This window comes from Rhizobacter koreensis (assembly GCF_013366375.1).
In the GTDB taxonomy this organism is placed as follows: domain Bacteria; phylum Pseudomonadota; class Gammaproteobacteria; order Burkholderiales; family Burkholderiaceae_C; genus Schlegelella_A; species Schlegelella_A koreensis.
On sequence record NZ_JABWMJ010000002.1, the window covers coordinates 98,086 to 114,996 of the forward strand.

The window sequence follows — 16,911 nt, forward strand, 5'->3', positions numbered from 1 at the left end:
GCGCGAAGCGCCGCACGCAAACATCAGGCCTTGCGCTCGAGAACCTTGCCGAACAGGCCCTGGGGGCGCAGCAGCAGCACGATGAAGAGGAGACCGAAGGCGATTGCGTCGCGCATGGTCGAGCCGATGTAGGCGACCGCCAGCACCTCGGCGAAGCCGAGGAAGAGCCCGCCGACCAGCGCGCCGCGGATGTCGCCCATGCCGCCGAGGATGATCACCGCGATGCCCTTGTGCAGCATCGGCTGGCCCATCATCGGGAACACGGCGTTCGAATAGAGCGCGATCAGCACGCCACCGACGCCGCCGAGCGCCGCGGCGGCGAACGAGGTGAGCCGGAACAGGCCCTCGACATTGATGCCGAGCAGTGCCGCCGCCTTCGGCGACTCGGCGATCGCGCGCAACGCGCGGCCGGTCTGGGTGCGGTTCATCAGCACGAACAGCGCGGCCATCAGCGCGAACGAGAGGCCGATGATCAGCAGCTCGATGACGCTCACGTGCACCGCGCCGATCTGGAACGACTCGGTCGGCAGCACCTCGGGCGCGAAGCGCTGGTTCTCGGCCCCGAACATGCCCTGCGCGGCGCTGTTGAGGAAGATCGCGATGCCGATGGTGGCGATCATCGGGATCAGGTGCGGCGCGTTGCGGTTGCGCAGCGGCCGCAGCACGAGCACGTCGATCAGCAGGCCGATGACGCCGCTGACCAGCAGCGCGACGAGCATGGCGAGCGGCAGCGGCAAGGCGAGCCGGGTCACCGCCTCGAGGGCGGCGTAGGCACCGACCATGAACACGGCGCCGTGCGCCAGGTTGATGACGCCGAGCACGCCGAACACGAGCGTGAAGCCGAGCGCGAAAAGCGCGTAGACGCAGCCGAGCGACAGCGCGTTGACGAGTTGCTGTTCGAGCATGGTTCAGCGAAGAGGGAACGCGGCCGCGGCCGGCAGGCTGCCGGCCGGGCTGCCGGGGCAGACGCGAGCAGCGCCCGCACCCGGCGCGACGATCATTTCTCGATCACGTACTTGCCGGCGCGCGTCACGCTGACGATCGCGGCCTGCTGGGCGTCGTAGCCGGCGGGCTTGCCGTCCTTGCCCATCGCCTGGCGGAACTTGAAGGCACCGGTGGCGCCGGTCCACGTGACCGCCGGCAGCGCGTCGCGCAGCGCGGCACGGTCGGCTTCGAGGTTGCCGGTGAGCTTGATCTTGCCGAGCGCCTGCGCCGTGATGTTCATCGCGTCGTAGGCCTGCGCCGAGAACTGGTCAGGCGCCGACTTGTACTTCTGCGTGTACGCGACGACGAAGTGCTGGTTCTCCTTGGTCTGGCTGTTCAGCGACCACGGGCTGCCGACCCACAGGTTGTCGGAGTTGCCCTTCGCGAGGTCGAACACCTTGACCGAGTTCATGCCGTTGCCGCCGATGAACGGCACGGTGATGCCGAGCTGGCGCGCCTGCACCATGATCGGCGCGCCTTCGGCGATCAGCGCCGACAGCACGATGGCGTCGGGATTGGTCGCCTTGATCTTGGTGAGCTGCGCCTTGAAGTCGACGTCGCCCTTGGCGAACGTCTCGGTCGTGGTGACCGGGATCTTGAGGTCGTCGAGCGCCTTCTTGAATGCGTCGTAGCCGCTCTTGGTGAAGACGTCGTCGTTGCCGTAGAGCACGGCGACCTTCTTGATGTTGGCGTGCTTGGCCGCGACCTGCAGCGTCACCGGCAGCACGTCGGCTTCGGTGACCGAGTTGCGGAACACGTAGTTGCCGATCGACGTGATGCCGTCGGCGGTGTTCGAGGTGCCGAACACCACGACCTTGGCGGCCTGCGCGATCGGGTCGGCGGCCTGCGCCGAGTTCGACAGCGTCGGCCCGAATAGCATCAGCACGCGGTCCTGGAAGATCAGCTTCTTGAAGACGTCGATCGCCTGTTCCTTGCGACCCTGCTCGTCCTCGAGCTGCAGCACGATCTTGTTGCCCTTGACGCCGCCGGCGGCGTTGATCTCGTCGACGGCGAGCTGCAGGCCGTTCTTGATCGACTGGCCGTACTGGCCGGCCGGGCCCGACAGCGCCTCGGCAGCGCCGATCTTGATGTCGGCGGCGCTGGCAGAGGCCCACGCGCCGAGCGCGAGCGACGCGGCCAGGCACAGCCGGGCGAAGCGGAAGGAAGTGGAAGTCATGGGGTTCCTGCCCGATCGAAGAAGGTGGGGTGAAGCGTGCGAACGCCTCGACAGGGCGAGGCGTTCGAGCGGTGAGGCCGGCGGCGAAAGCCTGCCGAAGCGCCGAATTGTAGCCAGCGCGCTACCGAGCGCCGACCGGTCTTACCCTGCACGGCTTGCGGGGCGAGCCGTGCGGCCAGTCACGAACCGGCGACCTTCATGCGCTCGATCAGCACTGATCCGGTGGTGCGGCTGCCGGACGTATAGGCGTCGGCGCCGACCGCCGCGATCGCCATGAACATGTCGCGCAGGTTGCCCGCGATCGTCACCTCCTCCACGGGGTGGACGATGCGGCCGTTGTCGACCCAGAAGCCCGCCGCGCCGCGCGAATAGTCGCCGGTCACCGGGTTGACGCCCTGCCCGATCAGCTCGATGACGAAAAGGCCGCGGTGCAGCTTCTTCAGCATCGCGTCGAGGCCGTCGTCGGGCCGGGTGAGCCGGCTCGTCAGCACCAGGTTGTGCGCGCCCCCGGCATGGCCGGTGGTCTTCATGCCGAGCTTGCGCGCCGAGTAGGTCGAAAGGAAATAGCTCTGCACGACGCCGCCCGCGACGATGTCGCGCGGCTGCGTGACGACGCCTTCGTCGTCGAACGGCGCGCTCGCCTTGCCGCGGAGCTGGTGCGGGTCCTCGCGCAGGTCGAGGTGCGGCGCGAGCACGGGCTTGCCCAGGCTGTCCATGAGGAACGACGAGCCGCGGTAGAGGGCGCCGCCGCTGGTCGCCTGCACGTACGAGCCGATGAGGCCCGATGCGAGCGGCGCCTCGAAGAGCACCGGCACCTCGCAGGTCGCGATCTTGCGTGCGCCCAGGCGCGAGAGGGCCCGCTCGGCGGCATAGCGCCCGACCGCCTCGGGCGCGGCGAGATCGCCCGGCACCCGCATCGACGAGTACCACGAGTCGCGCTGCATCTCGTCGCCGCGCTTGCCGCGCCGCGACGCAATCGGCGCCACGGACAGCGAGTGGCGCGAGCTCGCGTAGCCGGCCCGGAACCCGCGCGTGTTGCCGGCGAAGAAGTGCGACTGCTGCGCCGACACGCCCGCCCCCTCGGAATTCGTGATGCGCGGATCGACGGCGAACGCGGCCGCCTCGCCGGCCTGCGCGATCTGCATCGCCTGCTCGGCGTCGATCGGCCAGGGGTGGAACAGATCGAGGTCGCGGGCGGCGGCGTCGCCGATCGCGAGGTCGTCGGCGTCAGGCAGCCCGGCCGCCGGATCTTCGGCGGTGAAGCGCGCGATGTCGTAGGCGGCGCGCACCGTGCGCTCGAGTGCGGCGCGCGAGAAGTCGGACGAGCTCGCATGGCCGCGGCGCTGGCCGACGTAGACCGTCACGCTGAGCGACTTGTCGCGGTTGCGCTCGACGTTCTCGACGTCGCCCTTGCGCACCGACACCGACAGGCCGACGCCCTCGGAGGCCTCGGCCGAGGCGTCGGTCGCACCGACCTCGCGGGCCAGCCGCAGCGTGTCGTCGACGAGCTCCTGGAACTGGTCGAGGCGGTACGCGAAGCCGCGCGGCGACGCCGGAGGCACGGGAGGAAGCGACATGGTGGAGTGGCGGCGGCGCTCGACGGGCGCGGCACCGCGGGTGGAGAGGGTGGCGGACTATGATACCCAGCGCCTTTCCGGCCCTCGGCCGAATGGTCTGTCGCGGAAGAACAGCCCGGCCCCGAGCTGGCCGACCGCTCGCTGCATGATTCGGCAACGCCGGATCCACCCCGGGTTCGGGCGCATCGCCACCGTCCGTCATCCACGCCTTCACGCCTTTCCATGCCCCGCAAGCTTTCCGACGATCTTCCGGACGCCGACGCGCCCGCCGCCGAGCTGGCGCCCGATCGTCCGAGCAAGACGCGCATGAAGCAGGCCTCGCACGACCTGCAGACGCTCGGCGAGGCGGTGCTCGAGCTGCCCGACGACCGCATCGAGTCGCTGGCCATCCCGGAGATCCTTCTCGACGCCATCCGCGAAGGCAAACGCATCCGCAGCCACGAGGGCCGGCGCCGGCACCTGCAGTACATCGGCAAGCTGATGCGGCGCGTCGACCCCGAGCCGCTGCGCCAGGCTGTCACCGAGATGCAGCTCGGCCGCGCCAAGGATTCGCTCGCGCTGCACCAGGCCGAGCGCTGGCGCGCCGAGCTGATCGCCGACGACGAGGCCACCACGCGCTTTGCCGCCGAACACCCGGGGTGCGACGTGCAGGCGCTGCGCAGCCTCGTGCGGGCAGCGCGCAAGGATGCCGCGCATAGCCCCGAGCAGCGCAGCGGCCGCGCCTTCCGCGAGCTCTTCAAGTTCATCCGTGACGCAGCGCAAGGTGCCCATGACTGACGCCAGCCAAGCCTTCGATCCGGTCCGGATCGGTGTCGTCTCGGTGAGCGACCGCGCCTCGAGCGGCACCTACGCCGACCAGGGCATCCCGGCCCTGCAGGACTGGCTCGGCCGCGCGCTCAGGAACCCGATCACCTGGGAGCCGCGCCTGATTCCCGACGACGAGGCGACGATCAGCGCCACGCTGCGCGAACTCGTCGACGACGCGCGGTGCGACCTCGTGCTGACGACCGGCGGCACCGGCCCGGCGCCGCGCGACGTCACGCCCGAGGCGACGCTCGCGGTCGCGACCAAGGTGATGCCGGGCTTTGGCGAGCAGATGCGGCGCATCAGCCTCGCGTTCGTGCCGACCGCGATCCTGTCGCGCCAGGTCGCGGTGATCCGCGGCCGCGCGCTCATCGTCAACCTGCCCGGCCAGCCGAAGTCGATCGCCGAGACGCTCGAGGGGCTGCCGAACGGCACGCCGCCGGTGCCCGGAATCTTCGCCGCGGTGCCCTACTGCATCGACCTGATCGGCGGGCCCTACATCGAGACCGACGAGGCGGTCTGCAAGGCGTTCCGGCCGAAGTCGGCGCTGCGGCCGCCGCGCTGACGCCGGCGGTTCGGCCGGATGGCCTGACCATTGGCTGCGCAGGCAGCCGATGCCTGCGCCGAGAGCCAGCGCGACCGCGCTACTTCACGAGCCGGTTCAGCCGCTCGGCGTCGAAGCACTCGGTGGTCTGCGCCTCGCGTGGCACGCAGCTGTCGGCCGGCAGTTCGCGCGAGCGCGCCGAGAGCTTCTCGATGGCCTGCCACAGCAAGGCGATCTGGTGCTCGTGGCCCGAGGCGTTGTCGATGAGGCCCTTCATCGCCTGCGCGAGCGGGTCGTCGCCCTGGGTCAGCCCATAGGCCGAGAACCCCATACGGGCGGCCGTCGCCTCGCGCGCCGCGTCGGCTTCGGCCTGGATGATGCGCGCCGGGTTGCCGACCGCAGTGGCGCCCGCCGGCACCGGCTTGACGACCACCGCACCCGAGCCGACGCGCGCGCCGTCGCCGACCGTGAAGCCGCCGAGCACCTGCGAGTTGGCGCCGACGATGACGCCGCGGCCGAGCGTCGGGTGGCGCTTGGTGCCCTTCGCGAGCGAAGTCCCGCCGAGCGTCACGCCCTGGTAGATCGTGCAGTCGTCGCCGACCACCGCGGTCTCGCCGATCACGACCCCCATGCCGTGATCGATGAAGACACGCCGGCCGATCGTCGCCCCGGGGTGGATCTCGATGCCGGTGAGCCAGCGCCCGAGCTGCGAGACGAAGCGCGCCAGCCAGTGCAGATCGTGGCGGCGGAACCAGGCCGCCCAGCGGTGCAGCACCAGCGCATGCAGCCCCGGGTAACACGTCAGCACCTCCCACGCGTTGCGCGCGGCGGGGTCGCGCTCGACGATGCAGGCGATGTCTTCTCGGAGGCGTTCGAACATGGGCTGAGGGCTGGCGGCCGCTGGCCGGCAGCAAGGAGGGCCCGGCAGTTTAGCGGCGCGCCCCGACCCTGTCGGGGGTGCAGCATCGGCGGCCGGACCGTGGGCGCTCAGCCCTCGCGCGGCCTGCCGGCCTCGGCCTCGTCGAGGCGCCTTTCGATCGCACGCGCGACGCCGCGCAGGATGTGCAGCTCCTCGCCCGTCAGCTCGGCTCGATTGGCGAGCTGCTGCAGGCGCGGCATGAGCTTGCGCGGCACCAGCGGATCGAGAAAGCCGAGGCGCACGAGCGCGCGCGCCCAGTGCCCGAGCAGGCCGTCGATCGCCACCGCGTCGGCACGACCGGGCTCGACCGGCCGCGGCAGCTCGAATCCGCCGAGCGCCTGGCGCCACTCGTAGGCGATCAGCTGCACCGCCTGCGCGAGGTTGAGCGACCCGTAGTCGGGCGCGGTCGGGATCGAGAGGCACGCGTGGCACGCGTAGACGTCGCGGTTGGGCATGCCGAAGCGCTCGGACCCGAACACGAAGGCGACCCGATGCGCGCGCTCGGCGAGCTCGGGAAAGAACGCGCGCGGCGCATGCGTCGGCGGCCCGAAGTCGCGCGGCGTCATTGCGGTCGCGCAGACGAAGGTGATGCCGCCCAGCGCCTCGACCAGGGTCGGCACCACGCGCACGCGCTCGAGCACGTCGGTCGCGCCGCTCGCGAACGCGACCGCCTCGGCTTGCCGGTGCGCGTCGGCGAAGCGCGGCGCCACGAGCACCAGGTCGCCGAACCCCATCACCTTGAGCGCGCGCGCCGCCGCGCCGATGTTGCCCGGGTGGCTGGTTCCCACCAGCACGAAGCGCGTGGAGTCGCCGGAGTCGGTCACGAGGTCACGCCTAAAATCGCGATTATCGGCACCGGGATCCCCGGCTCGTCGCTCCCCTCGCTCCCGCCCCTCCCCGTCGCCCATGTCGCAAGCGCTCCACCCCATGCTCAACACCGCCATCAAGGCGGCCCGGAGCGCCGGCACCATCATCAACCGCGCCTCGCTCGACCTCGATCGGCTGCAGATCAACCGCAAGGCGCCGAACGACTTCGTCACCGAGGTCGACCACGCCGCCGAGGCCGCGATCATCGAGACGCTCCTCGGCGCCTACCCCGGCCACGGCATCAATGCCGAGGAGTCGGGCCGCACGCACGGCACGTCGAGCAGCGAGTACGTGTGGATCATCGATCCGCTCGACGGCACGACCAACTTCCTGCACGGCTTTCCGGTCTACGCGGTGTCGATCGCGCTGGCGTTCCGCGGGCAGGTCCAGCAGGCGGTCGTCTACGACCCGGCGCGCAACGACCTCTTCTACGCATCGAAGGGACGCGGCGCGTTCCTCAACGACAAGCGGATCCGCGTCTCCAAGCGCACGCGCCTCGCGGACTGCCTGCTTGGCACCGGCTTTCCGTTTCGACGCGGCGACAACTTTCAGCGCTACCTGAAGATGATGGAAGTGATGATGCCGCTGTGCGCCGGCCTGCGCCGCCCCGGCGCCGCCGCGCTCGACCTCTGCTACGTGGCGGCCGGCTGGTACGACGGCTTCTTCGAGACCGGCCTCAAGCCGTGGGACATGGCGGCCGGCTCGCTGATGATCACCGAGGCCGGTGGCCTGGTCGGCAACTTCACCGGCAACGCCGACTTCCTGGAACGTGGCGAGGTCCTCGCCGCCAGCCCGCGCATCTACGGTCAGCTCGTGCAGCTGCTCTCGCCGTTCACGTCGGTGGTCAACGAAGAGGCCGCTGCGCCGCCTGAGGCGGCCCGCGCCGCCGAGCTCACGCCGGAGGCCGCGCTCGGCGCAGTGCTCGACGACACCGCGCGCCCCGCGCCGGCCGCCGCTGAAGCGCCCGCCGCCCCGAAGCTGAAGCCGCCGGTGCGCATCCGCAAGGTGCCGGCGCCCGAGTGACGCCGCTTCGCGAGGCAGTGCGGCCGGGCTGCGCCGCAGCATCCGGCATGGTGGCGGCGGACACCGCCAGCCGACGGCTCTCGCCATGCACCCACCACGCGTGCGGCACCGATACGTTGTCGGCAACGAGATGAGCACGCCCGCGCCCGCGCACACGCCGATGATGGCGCAGTACCTGCGCATCAAGGCCGAGCATCCGGACACGCTCGTGTTCTACCGGATGGGCGACTTCTACGAGCTGTTCTACGACGACGCCCGCAAGGCCAATCGCCTGCTCGACATCACGCTGACCACGCGCGGCGCGAGCGCCGGCGAGCCGATCGTGATGGCGGGCGTTCCGGTGCACGCGGTCGAGACCTACCTCGCGCGCCTCATCAAGTGCGGCGAGTCGGTCGCGATCTGCGAGCAGGTCGGCGAGGTCGGCGCGACCAAGGGCCCGGTCGAACGCAAGGTGGTGCGTGTCGTCACCCCCGGCACGCTGACCGACGGTCACCTGCTCGCGGACAAGCGCGACGCTCCCCTGCTCGCCGTCGCCTCGCGCAAGGGCCGGCTCGGCCTGGCCTGGCTCGCGCTCTCGAGCGGCGCCCTCGGCATGGCCGAATGCGCCGATGGCGAGCTCGCGAGCTGGCTGGCACGCCTCGGCGCCGCCGAGGTGCTGGTCGATCGCGAGCAGGTGCCGGTTGCGCTGCAGCACGCCGGCGCGACCCTGACGCAGCGCCCCGGCTGGCAGTTCGACAGCGCGCTCGGCGTGAGGAAGCTCTGCGAGCAGCTCGGCGTCGCCAGCCTCGCCGGCCACAACGCGGCCGAACTGCACGCCGCGCACGCGGCGGCGGCGGCGCTGCTCGCCTATGCCGAGCACACGCAAGGGCGGGCGCTCGCCCACGTGCGCAGCCTCGCGGTCGAGCGCAGCAGCGAACTCATCGACCTGCCGGTCACCACTCACCGCAACCTCGAGCTCACCGAGACGCTGCGCGGCGCGCCTGCGCCGACCCTGCTCTCGGTGCTCGACAGCTGCGTCACCGGGATGGGCAGCCGGGCGCTCTGTCGCTGGCTGCGCAGCCCGTTGCGCGACCGCCGAGTCGCGACCGAGCGCCACGGCGCGATCGACGCGCTGCTCGCCACCAGCGTCGATGGCGTTCGCGACGCGCTGCGTGCGGTCAGCGACGTCGAGCGGACCACCGCGCGCCTGGCACTCGGCCAGGTCCGGCCGCGCGAGCTCGCCGGCCTGCGTGCGACGCTGCACGCCTTGCCGGCGCTCTGCGAGACGGTGCCGGCGAGCGCCGCGACGCTGCTCGACGACGTGCGCGACGCGCTCGCGCCGCCGCCCGCGATCGCCGCGCTGCTCGATGCCGCCATCGCCGCGGAGCCCGCCGCGCAGCTGCGCGACGGCGGCGTCATCGCGCGTGGCCACGACGCGCTGCTCGACGAGCTGCGCGACATCGGCGAGCACGGCGACGCCTTTTTGCTCGAGCTCGAGGGCCGCGAACGCGCGCGCACCGGCATCGCGGGCCTGCGCGTGCAGTTCAACCGCGTGCATGGCTTCTACATCGAGGTCTCTCAGGCGCACGCGGCGAAGGTGCCGGCCGACTACCAGCGCCGTCAGACGATGAAGAACGCCGAACGCTTCATCACGCCCGAGCTGAAGGCGTTCGAGGACAAGGCGCTCTCGGCGCAGGAGCGCGCGCTCGCCCGCGAGAAGCAGCTCTACGACGAGCTGCTCGAGGCGCTGCAGGCGCACCTCGACGTGCTCGGCGCGCTCGGGCGCGCGCTCGCGACGCTCGACGCGCTCGCGGCGCTCGCCGAGCGCGCGGCGACGCTCGACTGGCGGCGGCCGGTGTTCGTGCGCGAGCCGTGCATCGAGATCGTGCGCGGCCGCCATCCGGTGGTCGAGGCGCGTCTCAACGAGGCCGGCGCGAGCTTCACGCCGAACGACTGCCGGCTCGACCTGATGCGGCGCAGCCTCGTCATCACCGGTCCCAACATGGGCGGCAAGAGCACCTTCATGCGCCAGGTGGCGCTGATCGTGCTGCTGGCGTCGATCGGCTCGTACGTGCCGGCCGACGCGTGCCGGCTCGGCCCGATCGACGCGATCCACACCCGCATCGGCGCGGCCGACGATCTCGCCAACGCACAGTCGACGTTCATGGTCGAGATGAGCGAGGCGGCGGCGATCGTGCACGCGGCGACCGAGCAGTCGCTGGTGCTGATGGACGAGATCGGGCGCGGCACGTCGACCTTCGACGGGCTCGCGCTCGCCGCTTCGATCGCGCACCACCTGCACAACCGCAATCGCGCCTTCCTGCTGTTCGCGACCCACTACTTCGAGCTCACCCAGTTCCCCGCGGCCAACCCGGCGGCGGTGAACATGCACGTGTCGGCGGTCGAGTCCGGGCGCGACATCGTGTTCCTGCACGAGATCGTGCCGGGGCCGGCGAGCCGCAGCTACGGCGTGCAGGTGGCGCGCCTTGCGGGCATGCCGGCGACCCTGCTGCGCCACGCGACCGTGACCCTCGAGGCGCTCGAGGCGCAGCAGAGCGCCGGCCAGCCGCAGATCGACCTCTTCGCCCCGGCGCCCGCCGAGCCGCCGCCCGCCGTGGCGGAATCCGCGGTCGACGTGGCGCTCGCCGCGCTCGACCCCGATATGCTCAGCCCGAAGGAAGCGCTCGAGGCGCTCTACCGGCTGAAAGCACTGCAGGAAAGACGATGACGTATTGCGTGGGGGTCAAGCTCGATGCCGGACTGGTGTTCCTGTCGGACTCGCGGACGAACGCCGGTCTCGACCAGATCAGCACGTTCCGCAAGATGATGGTCTACGAGCGGCCCGGCGACCGCTTCATGGTGATGCTGTCGGCCGGCAACCTCTCGATCTCGCAGCAGGTGCGCGAGATCCTGCAGGTCGAGCGCCTCGAGAACGGCGACAAGCCGCCGATCACGATCTGGAACGCCGAGAGCATGTTCGACGCCGCGCGCGTGCTCGGCTCGGCGGTGCGCCGCATCTACGACGAGGACGGCGAGTCGCTGAAGAACGCAGGGCTCGACTTCAACACCACGATGATCTTCGGCGGACAGATCGGCGGCGAGGCGATGCGCCTGTTCCTGGTCTACTCGGCGGGCAACTTCATCGAGGCGACGCGCGAGACCTGCTACTTCCAGATCGGCGAGTCGAAGTACGGCAAGCCCGTGCTCGACCGCATCCTGCGGCCGTCGACGCCGCTCGACGAGGCTGCCAAGTGCGTGCTGGTGTCGATGGACTCCACGCTGAAGTCGAACCTCTCGGTGGGGCTGCCGCTCGACCTGCTGGTCTACGAGGCCGGGCAGTTGCAGAGCCAGCAGATCATCTGCATCGACGAGAAGAACCCGTACTGGCGGATGATCAGCGGGAGCTGGGGGCAGAAGCTGCGCGACGCGTTCGAGTCGATCGAGGACCCGCAGTGGGACGGCACGGCCGAAGCGGCGGCGCCGCTCTGCGTCGAGTCCGACCGCTACGGGCCGATGCGCAAGATCACGCATCCGGGCGAGAAGATCGTCTGACGGCCGGGCGAGCCTGCCCCGCCAGCGCACGCCGTCCGGCGCTCGGACGGGCGCCGCGCGGGCCGAGCTTCTCGGAGCGCGCCCGCCACCGCCGTGCCCCGCTGCAGGGTCCCGCACCCGGCTCCGCCCGAGGGGCGGCACCTATAATCGCGCTTTACCACCACGGCATTCGCGCACGGCGCGCGTGCCGCACGCAATGACCAAGTTCGTCTTTGTCACCGGCGGTGTGGTGTCCTCGCTCGGCAAGGGCATCGCGTCTGCGTCGCTCGCAGCGATCCTCGAATCGCGCGGCCTCAAAGTCACCTTGATCAAGCTGGACCCGTATCTGAACGTCGATCCGGGGACCATGTCGCCGTTCCAGCACGGCGAGGTGTTCGTCACCGAGGACGGTGCCGAGACCGACCTCGATCTGGGCCACTACGAGCGCTTCATCACCACGCGGATGCGGCGCTCGAACAACTTCACGACCGGCCAGATCTACAAGACCGTGCTCGAGAAGGAGCGCCGCGGCGACTACCTCGGCAAGACCGTGCAGGTGATCCCGCACGTCACCAACGAGATCCAGGAGTTCGTGCGGCGCGGCGCCGGCATCGGCACCCCCGACGCGGCGCAGGTCGCGATCGTCGAGATCGGCGGCACCGTCGGTGACATCGAGTCGCTGCCGTTCCTCGAGGCCGTGCGCCAGATGAGCCTCAAGCTCGGCCCCGGCAACGCCGCCTTCCTGCACCTGACCCTGGTGCCGTGGATCGCCGCCGCCGGCGAGCTCAAGACCAAGCCGACGCAGCACAGCGTGCAGAAGCTGCGCGAGATCGGGATCATGCCCGACGCCCTGCTCTGCCGCGCCGACCGTCCCATCCCCGACGACGAGCGCGCCAAGATCTCGCTGTTCGCCAACGTGCACGAGTACGGCGTGATCTCGGTGTGGGACGCCGACACGATCTACAAGGTGCCGCGCATGCTGCACTCGCAAGGGCTCGACGAGCTCGTCTGCGCGCGCCTGCAGCTGCACAGCAAGCCGGCCAACCTCACGCGCTGGGACAACCTCGTGCACCAGGTCGAGCACCCCGAGCACGAGGTCACGATCGCCATGTGCGGCAAGTACGTCGAACTTTCGGACTCGTACAAGTCGCTCAACGAGGCGCTGCGCCACGCCGGCATCCACAACAGCGCGCGCGTCAAGGTCGAGTACGTCGACTCGGAAGACCTGACGCCCTCGAATGTCGGCAACCTCGGCCGCTACGACGCGATCCTGGTGCCGGGCGGCTTCGGCAAGCGTGGCGTCGAGGGCAAGATCCTCGCCGCGCAGTACGCGCGCGAGCACGGCGTGCCGTACCTCGGCATCTGCCTGGGCATGCAGGTCGCGACGATCGAGTTCGCGCGCCACGAGGCCGGGCTCGAGAACGCGAACAGCACCGAGTTCGACCCCGAGACGCCGCACCCGGTGATCGCCCTCATCGACGAGTGGCAGGACGCCGACGGCACGATCCAGGTGCGCACCGCGCAGTCCGACCTTGGCGGCACGATGCGCCTCGGCTCGCAGAAGTCCGACGTCAAGCCGGGCACGCTGGCGTACGAGATCTACGGCAACGTGCTGAACGAACGTCATCGCCACCGCTACGAGGCGAACGTGCATTACCTCGACCGCCTGACCGAGGCGGGGCTCGTGATCTCCGCGCTCACCCAACGCGAGCGCCTCACCGAGGTCGTCGAGCTGCCGCGCAGCGTCCATCCGTGGTTCATCGGCGTGCAGTTCCACCCCGAGTTCAATTCGACGCCGTGGGCCGGCCATCCGCTCTTCAAGTCGTTCATCGCCGCGGCGCTCACGCACCAGGCCGAGCGACGCGAGATGGTGGCCGCGTGAGCGACACGCGCGCGCTGACGCCATCCGGAGCACCTCGGCCATGAAACTCTGCGGTTTCGAGGTCGGGCTCGACCGGCCGTTCTTCCTGATCGCCGGCCCCTGCGTCATCGAGTCGGAGGCGCTGCAGGTCGACGTCGCCGCCCGGCTGAAGGAGATCACGGGCGCGCTCGGCATCCCGTTCATCTTCAAGTCGAGCTACGACAAGGCGAACCGCTCGAGCGGCACCTCGTTCCGCGGCCCCGGCATCGAGGAAGGCCTCGAGGTGCTCGCGACGGTCAGGCGCCAGCTCGGCGTGCCGGTGCTGACCGACGTCCACGACGAGCGCCAGATCGCCGCTGCCGCGGCGGTGGTCGACGTGCTGCAGACGCCGGCGTTCCTGTGCCGGCAGACCGACTTCATCACCGCGGTCGCGCAGAGCGGCAAGCCCGTCAACATCAAGAAGGGCCAGTTCCTCGCGCCGCACGACATGAAGAACGTCATCGAGAAGGCCCGCGCCGCAGCACGCGCGAAGGGCCTCGACGACGACCGCTTCATGGCCTGCGAGCGCGGCGCGAGCTTCGGCTACAACAATCTCGTCTCCGACATGCGCAGCCTCGCGATCATGCGCGAGACCGGCGCCCCGGTCGTCTTCGACGCCACGCATTCCGTGCAGCTGCCGGGCGGCCAGGGCACCTCGTCGGGCGGTCAGCGCGAGTTCGTTCCGGTGCTCGCGCGCGCCGCCATCGCGGTCGGCGTCGCAGGCGTCTTCATGGAAACGCACCCGGACCCCGCCAACGCGCTGAGCGACGGCCCGAACGCGGTGCCGCTCAAGCGCATGCGCGCCCTCCTCGAACAACTCGTCGAGCTCGACCGCGCGGTCAAGTCGCGGCCCTTCCTCGAGAACGACTTCGCCTGCTGAAAGGTCAGACCAATGAGCGCCTACGTCATCTCCAACGTCCACGTCACCGACCCGGCGCAATACGAAAACTACAAGCGCCTGTCGACGATCGCGATGCAGGCACACGGCGCCGAGGTCTGCGTGCGCGGCGGCGCGGTCGAACTGCTCGAGGGCGACTGGCAACCCGAGCGCGTGGTGGTGCTCAAGTTCAAGGACGTCGCCGCAGCGCGCGCGTTCTACGACTCACCCGAATACCGCGCCGCGCGCGAGGCTCGCGCCGGCGCTGCCGACATGCGGATGGTCGTCGTCGAAGGCGTCGCGTGACGCCGGCGATCCCGCACGTCGCGCGCGGCGCCACGCCGGTGGCACGCAAGAGATTCCAACATCAGAAGGTGAATGCATGAGTGCGATCGTTGACATCGTCGGCCGGGAGATCATCGACAGCCGCGGCAACCCGACCGTCGAGTGCGACGTGCTGCTCGAGTCGGGCACGATGGGCCGCGCCGCAGTGCCGTCCGGCGCGTCGACCGGCAGCCGCGAGGCGATCGAGCTGCGCGACGGCGATGCCGGCCGCTATGGCGGCAAGGGCGTGCTGAAGGCGGTCGAGTACGTCAACACCGAGATCAGCGAGGCGGTGCTCGGCCTCGACTCGAGCGAGCAGGCGTTCCTCGACCGCACGCTGATCGACCTCGACGGCACCGAGAACAAGAGCCGGCTCGGCGCCAACGCCACGCTCGCCGTGAGCATGGCGGTCGCGCGCGCCGCGGCCGAGGAGAGCGGCCTGCCGCTCTACCGCTACTTCGGCGGCTCGGGCGCGATGCAGATGCCGGTGCCGATGATGAACGTCATCAACGGCGGCGCGCACGCCAACAACAACCTCGACCTGCAGGAGCTGATGATCATCCCGGTCGGCGCGCCGAGCTTTCGCGAGGCGGTGCGCTACGGTGCCGAGGTGTTCCAGGCGCTCAAGAAGATCATCGACTCGCGCGGCATGAGCACCGCGGTGGGCGACGAAGGCGGCTTCGCGCCCAGCGTCAACGGCCACGAGGCGGCGATCGAGCTGATCCTCGCGGCGATCGACAAGGCCGGCTACGCGGCCGGCTCTCAGATCGCGATCGGCCTCGACTGCGCGGCGAGCGAGTTCTACAAGGAAGACGCGGGCGGCAGCCGGCTCTACCACCTCGAAGGCGAAGGCCGCGTGCTGACCGCCGACGCCTGGTGCGACGTGCTCGCCGGCTGGTGCGACAAGTACCCGATCATCAGCATCGAGGACGGCATGGCCGAGAACGACTGGGATGGCTGGAAGATCCTGTCGGACCGCCTCGGCTCGAAGGTGCAGCTGGTCGGCGACGACCTGTTCGTCACCAACACCAAGATCCTGAAGGAAGGCATCGAGCGGCGCATCGCCAACTCGATCCTCATCAAGATCAACCAGATCGGCACGCTCACCGAGACGTTCGCGGCGATCGAGATGGCCAAGCGCGCCGGCTGGACCGCGGTGATCAGCCACCGCTCGGGCGAGACCGAAGACGCGACGATCGCCGACATCGCGGTCGGCACCAACGCCGGCCAGATCAAGACCGGCTCGATGAGCCGCTCGGACCGCACCGCCAAGTACAACCAGCTGCTGCGCATCGAGGAAGACCTCGGCGACGTCGCTGCGTACCCCGGCCGCGCCGCGTTCTACAGCACCCGCTGAGCCCCGGCATGCGCCTCGTCACTCTCGTCCTCGTGGCGCTGCTGGCGCTGGTGCATGCCGAGCTGTGGTTCGGCAGCGGCGGCGTCTCGCGCGTCGTCGACCTCTCGACCAAGCTGCGGACCCAGCGCGCCGCCAACGACACCGCACGCGAGCGCAATGCCCGCATGACCGCCGAGCTCAACGACCTCAAGGAAGGTCTCGAGATGGTCGAGGAGCGCGCACGCTTCGAGCTCGGGATGATCAAGCCGAACGAGATCTACGTTCAGCTCGCGGCGCCGCAGCGCTGACCGGGTCGCGTCGCGGGAGCGACGTTCACCCGAGAGACGGCGCCGACGCGTCGTCGCCCTGCCGCCCTGCTCGCGCGTGCCGCGCCCTTCGTCGGCGGCGGGCCCGCTCAGGCGGCGCCGCTGAAACGCGTCACGACGATCACGACGACGCCGAGCACCAGGTTGACGAGCACGGCGCGACGGATCGACGCCAGCGCGCGTGCGCCGGACGGCCAGTCGCCGGCATCGACGGCGCGCTTCATGCGGCGCCAGAGCACGAGGCGGATGTGCACGAACACGCCGACCATGACGAAACCGATGATCGTCATCACGTACCAGTCGACCGCCATCGTGAACGGGATTCCGGCGCGCCACTGAGCGATCGACGCGCGCGCGATCAGCGCCACCCCGGTCGCCACCACCAGCGTGGCGGCGATCGCGACCACGAGGAAGAAGCGGCGCAGCGTCGCGCCCATCACCTCGAGCCGGACCGGCGCGTCGAAGCCGGCGAGCGCGGGGCGCAGGCACACGTGGGCGAAGAACATGCCGCCCACCCAGGCGACGATGCCAAGCAGATGGATCGTCTTCAGCAGCGGGTAGAGCACGCGGGTCCTTTCCGGTGAAGCGGCGACGATACTGCACGGCCGGCGGTTCGATTGCTGCACTCTATGAAGCGCGGTATCGTCCTCCGCCGTTCATCGGTGACGCCCTGGCGCGATGAGGCGGCGCGGTCGATTCGGTCACCCTGCACGAGCCGCATCCTGCACGACGGAGAACCCCGC

Annotated in this window: 16 protein-coding genes; 10 read left to right on the forward strand and 6 right to left on the reverse strand. The window is 70.3% G+C overall.

Annotated elements, in window-relative coordinates:
- Nucleotides 1-23: 23 nt before the first annotated feature.
- The 3 genes from HQN59_RS04350 to pmbA all read right to left on the reverse strand — a co-directional run bounded on the left by HQN59_RS04350 (nucleotide 24) and on the right by pmbA (nucleotide 3,738).
- Complete coding sequence (locus tag HQN59_RS04350; protein WP_176066488.1) at nucleotides 24-905, reverse strand: branched-chain amino acid ABC transporter permease; 882 nt, start codon at nucleotides 903-905, stop codon at nucleotides 24-26.
- Nucleotides 906-997: 92 nt separating this feature from the next.
- The gene (locus HQN59_RS04355; RefSeq protein WP_176066490.1) at nucleotides 998-2,161 is read right to left on the reverse strand and encodes an ABC transporter substrate-binding protein; all 1,164 of its coding nucleotides are present in this window, start codon (nucleotides 2,159-2,161) and stop codon (nucleotides 998-1,000) included.
- 179 nt (nucleotides 2,162-2,340) lie between these two features.
- Nucleotides 2,341-3,738: a metalloprotease PmbA gene (gene pmbA / locus HQN59_RS04360; protein ID WP_176066493.1), complete on the reverse strand. Its 1,398-nt coding sequence runs from the start codon at nucleotides 3,736-3,738 to the stop codon at nucleotides 2,341-2,343.
- A 222-nt stretch (nucleotides 3,739-3,960) separates the two neighbouring features.
- On the opposite strand from pmbA, the gene yjgA reads away from it, so the two are divergent.
- Nucleotides 3,961-4,515 carry a ribosome biogenesis factor YjgA gene (gene yjgA / locus HQN59_RS04365; protein ID WP_176066495.1) on the forward strand — a complete coding sequence of 185 codons (555 nt, stop codon included), beginning with the start codon at nucleotides 3,961-3,963 and terminating at the stop codon, nucleotides 4,513-4,515.
- Nucleotides 4,508-5,107, forward strand: a complete 600-nt coding sequence (mog, locus tag HQN59_RS04370; protein WP_176066496.1) for a molybdopterin adenylyltransferase — start codon at nucleotides 4,508-4,510, stop codon at nucleotides 5,105-5,107. The genes yjgA and mog overlap by 8 nt, the downstream gene beginning before the upstream one ends.
- 79 nt (nucleotides 5,108-5,186) lie before the next feature.
- On the opposite strand, the gene cysE is transcribed toward mog, so the two are convergent.
- Nucleotides 5,187-5,966, reverse strand: a complete 780-nt coding sequence (cysE, locus tag HQN59_RS04375) for a serine O-acetyltransferase (protein WP_176066498.1) — start codon at nucleotides 5,964-5,966, stop codon at nucleotides 5,187-5,189.
- A gap of 107 nt (nucleotides 5,967-6,073) precedes the next feature.
- Entirely contained in the window at nucleotides 6,074-6,829 is a 756-nt protein-coding gene (locus HQN59_RS04380; protein ID WP_342451119.1) for an RNA methyltransferase, read from the reverse strand.
- Between the two features lie 82 nt (nucleotides 6,830-6,911).
- Here HQN59_RS04380 and HQN59_RS04385 point away from each other — a divergent pair, with 82 nt between their 5' ends.
- The 8 genes from HQN59_RS04385 (at nucleotide 6,912) to ftsB (ending at nucleotide 16,150) form a co-directional block, all read left to right on the forward strand.
- The gene (locus tag HQN59_RS04385) at nucleotides 6,912-7,895 is read left to right on the forward strand and encodes an inositol monophosphatase family protein (protein WP_176066502.1); all 984 of its coding nucleotides are present in this window, start codon (nucleotides 6,912-6,914) and stop codon (nucleotides 7,893-7,895) included.
- A gap of 130 nt (nucleotides 7,896-8,025) precedes the next feature.
- Complete coding sequence (gene mutS, locus HQN59_RS04390; protein WP_246294698.1) at nucleotides 8,026-10,602, forward strand: DNA mismatch repair protein MutS; 2,577 nt, start codon at nucleotides 8,026-8,028, stop codon at nucleotides 10,600-10,602.
- Nucleotides 10,599-11,426, forward strand: a complete 828-nt coding sequence (locus HQN59_RS04395) for a proteasome-type protease (RefSeq protein WP_176066507.1) — start codon at nucleotides 10,599-10,601, stop codon at nucleotides 11,424-11,426. Before mutS ends, HQN59_RS04395 begins: the two co-directional genes overlap by 4 nt.
- A 196-nt stretch (nucleotides 11,427-11,622) precedes the next feature.
- A complete protein-coding gene (locus tag HQN59_RS04400; RefSeq protein ID WP_176066509.1) occupies nucleotides 11,623-13,287 on the forward strand; it encodes a CTP synthase in 1,665 nt (554 codons plus the stop codon).
- 40 nt (nucleotides 13,288-13,327) lie between these two features.
- Entirely contained in the window at nucleotides 13,328-14,185 is an 858-nt protein-coding gene (gene kdsA / locus HQN59_RS04405) for a 3-deoxy-8-phosphooctulonate synthase (RefSeq protein WP_176066511.1), read from the forward strand.
- Between the two features lie 12 nt (nucleotides 14,186-14,197).
- Nucleotides 14,198-14,488: a DUF1330 domain-containing protein gene (locus HQN59_RS04410; protein WP_176066513.1), complete on the forward strand. Its 291-nt coding sequence runs from the start codon at nucleotides 14,198-14,200 to the stop codon at nucleotides 14,486-14,488.
- Nucleotides 14,489-14,564: 76 nt separating this feature from the next.
- Nucleotides 14,565-15,863 (forward strand): phosphopyruvate hydratase, encoded by a 1,299-nt coding sequence (gene eno / locus HQN59_RS04415; RefSeq protein WP_176066515.1) that lies wholly within the window; start codon nucleotides 14,565-14,567, stop codon nucleotides 15,861-15,863.
- Nucleotides 15,864-15,871: 8 nt separating this feature from the next.
- The gene (ftsB, locus tag HQN59_RS04420) at nucleotides 15,872-16,150 is read left to right on the forward strand and encodes a cell division protein FtsB (protein WP_176066517.1); all 279 of its coding nucleotides are present in this window, start codon (nucleotides 15,872-15,874) and stop codon (nucleotides 16,148-16,150) included.
- A gap of 107 nt (nucleotides 16,151-16,257) precedes the next feature.
- On the opposite strand, the gene HQN59_RS04425 is transcribed toward ftsB, so the two are convergent.
- Nucleotides 16,258-16,734 (reverse strand): CopD family protein, encoded by a 477-nt coding sequence (locus HQN59_RS04425; protein WP_176066519.1) that lies wholly within the window; start codon nucleotides 16,732-16,734, stop codon nucleotides 16,258-16,260.
- Nucleotides 16,735-16,911 lie beyond the last annotated feature (177 nt).

Excerpts from the sequence above, each read along its gene's own strand:
- mutS (WP_246294698.1), top strand. The coding sequence starts at position 8,026 with ATGAGCACGCCCGCGCCCGCGCACACGCCGATGATGGCGCAGTACCTG.
- HQN59_RS04410 (WP_176066513.1), top strand. The coding sequence starts at position 14,198 with ATGAGCGCCTACGTCATCTCCAACGTCCACGTCACCGACCCGGCGCAA.
- HQN59_RS04400 (WP_176066509.1), top strand. The coding sequence starts at position 11,623 with ATGACCAAGTTCGTCTTTGTCACCGGCGGTGTGGTGTCCTCGCTCGGC.
- mog (WP_176066496.1), top strand. The coding sequence starts at position 4,508 with ATGACTGACGCCAGCCAAGCCTTCGATCCGGTCCGGATCGGTGTCGTC.
- HQN59_RS04385 (WP_176066502.1), top strand. The coding sequence starts at position 6,912 with ATGTCGCAAGCGCTCCACCCCATGCTCAACACCGCCATCAAGGCGGCC.
- HQN59_RS04350 (WP_176066488.1), bottom strand. The coding sequence starts at position 905 with ATGCTCGAACAGCAACTCGTCAACGCGCTGTCGCTCGGCTGCGTCTAC.
- HQN59_RS04395 (WP_176066507.1), top strand. The coding sequence starts at position 10,599 with ATGACGTATTGCGTGGGGGTCAAGCTCGATGCCGGACTGGTGTTCCTG.
- pmbA (WP_176066493.1), bottom strand. The coding sequence starts at position 3,738 with ATGTCGCTTCCTCCCGTGCCTCCGGCGTCGCCGCGCGGCTTCGCGTAC.
- HQN59_RS04355 (WP_176066490.1), bottom strand. The coding sequence starts at position 2,161 with ATGACTTCCACTTCCTTCCGCTTCGCCCGGCTGTGCCTGGCCGCGTCG.
- ftsB (WP_176066517.1), top strand. The coding sequence starts at position 15,872 with ATGCGCCTCGTCACTCTCGTCCTCGTGGCGCTGCTGGCGCTGGTGCAT.
- yjgA (WP_176066495.1), top strand. The coding sequence starts at position 3,961 with ATGCCCCGCAAGCTTTCCGACGATCTTCCGGACGCCGACGCGCCCGCC.
- eno (WP_176066515.1), top strand. The coding sequence starts at position 14,565 with ATGAGTGCGATCGTTGACATCGTCGGCCGGGAGATCATCGACAGCCGC.
- cysE (WP_176066498.1), bottom strand. The coding sequence starts at position 5,966 with ATGTTCGAACGCCTCCGAGAAGACATCGCCTGCATCGTCGAGCGCGAC.
- kdsA (WP_176066511.1), top strand. The coding sequence starts at position 13,328 with ATGAAACTCTGCGGTTTCGAGGTCGGGCTCGACCGGCCGTTCTTCCTG.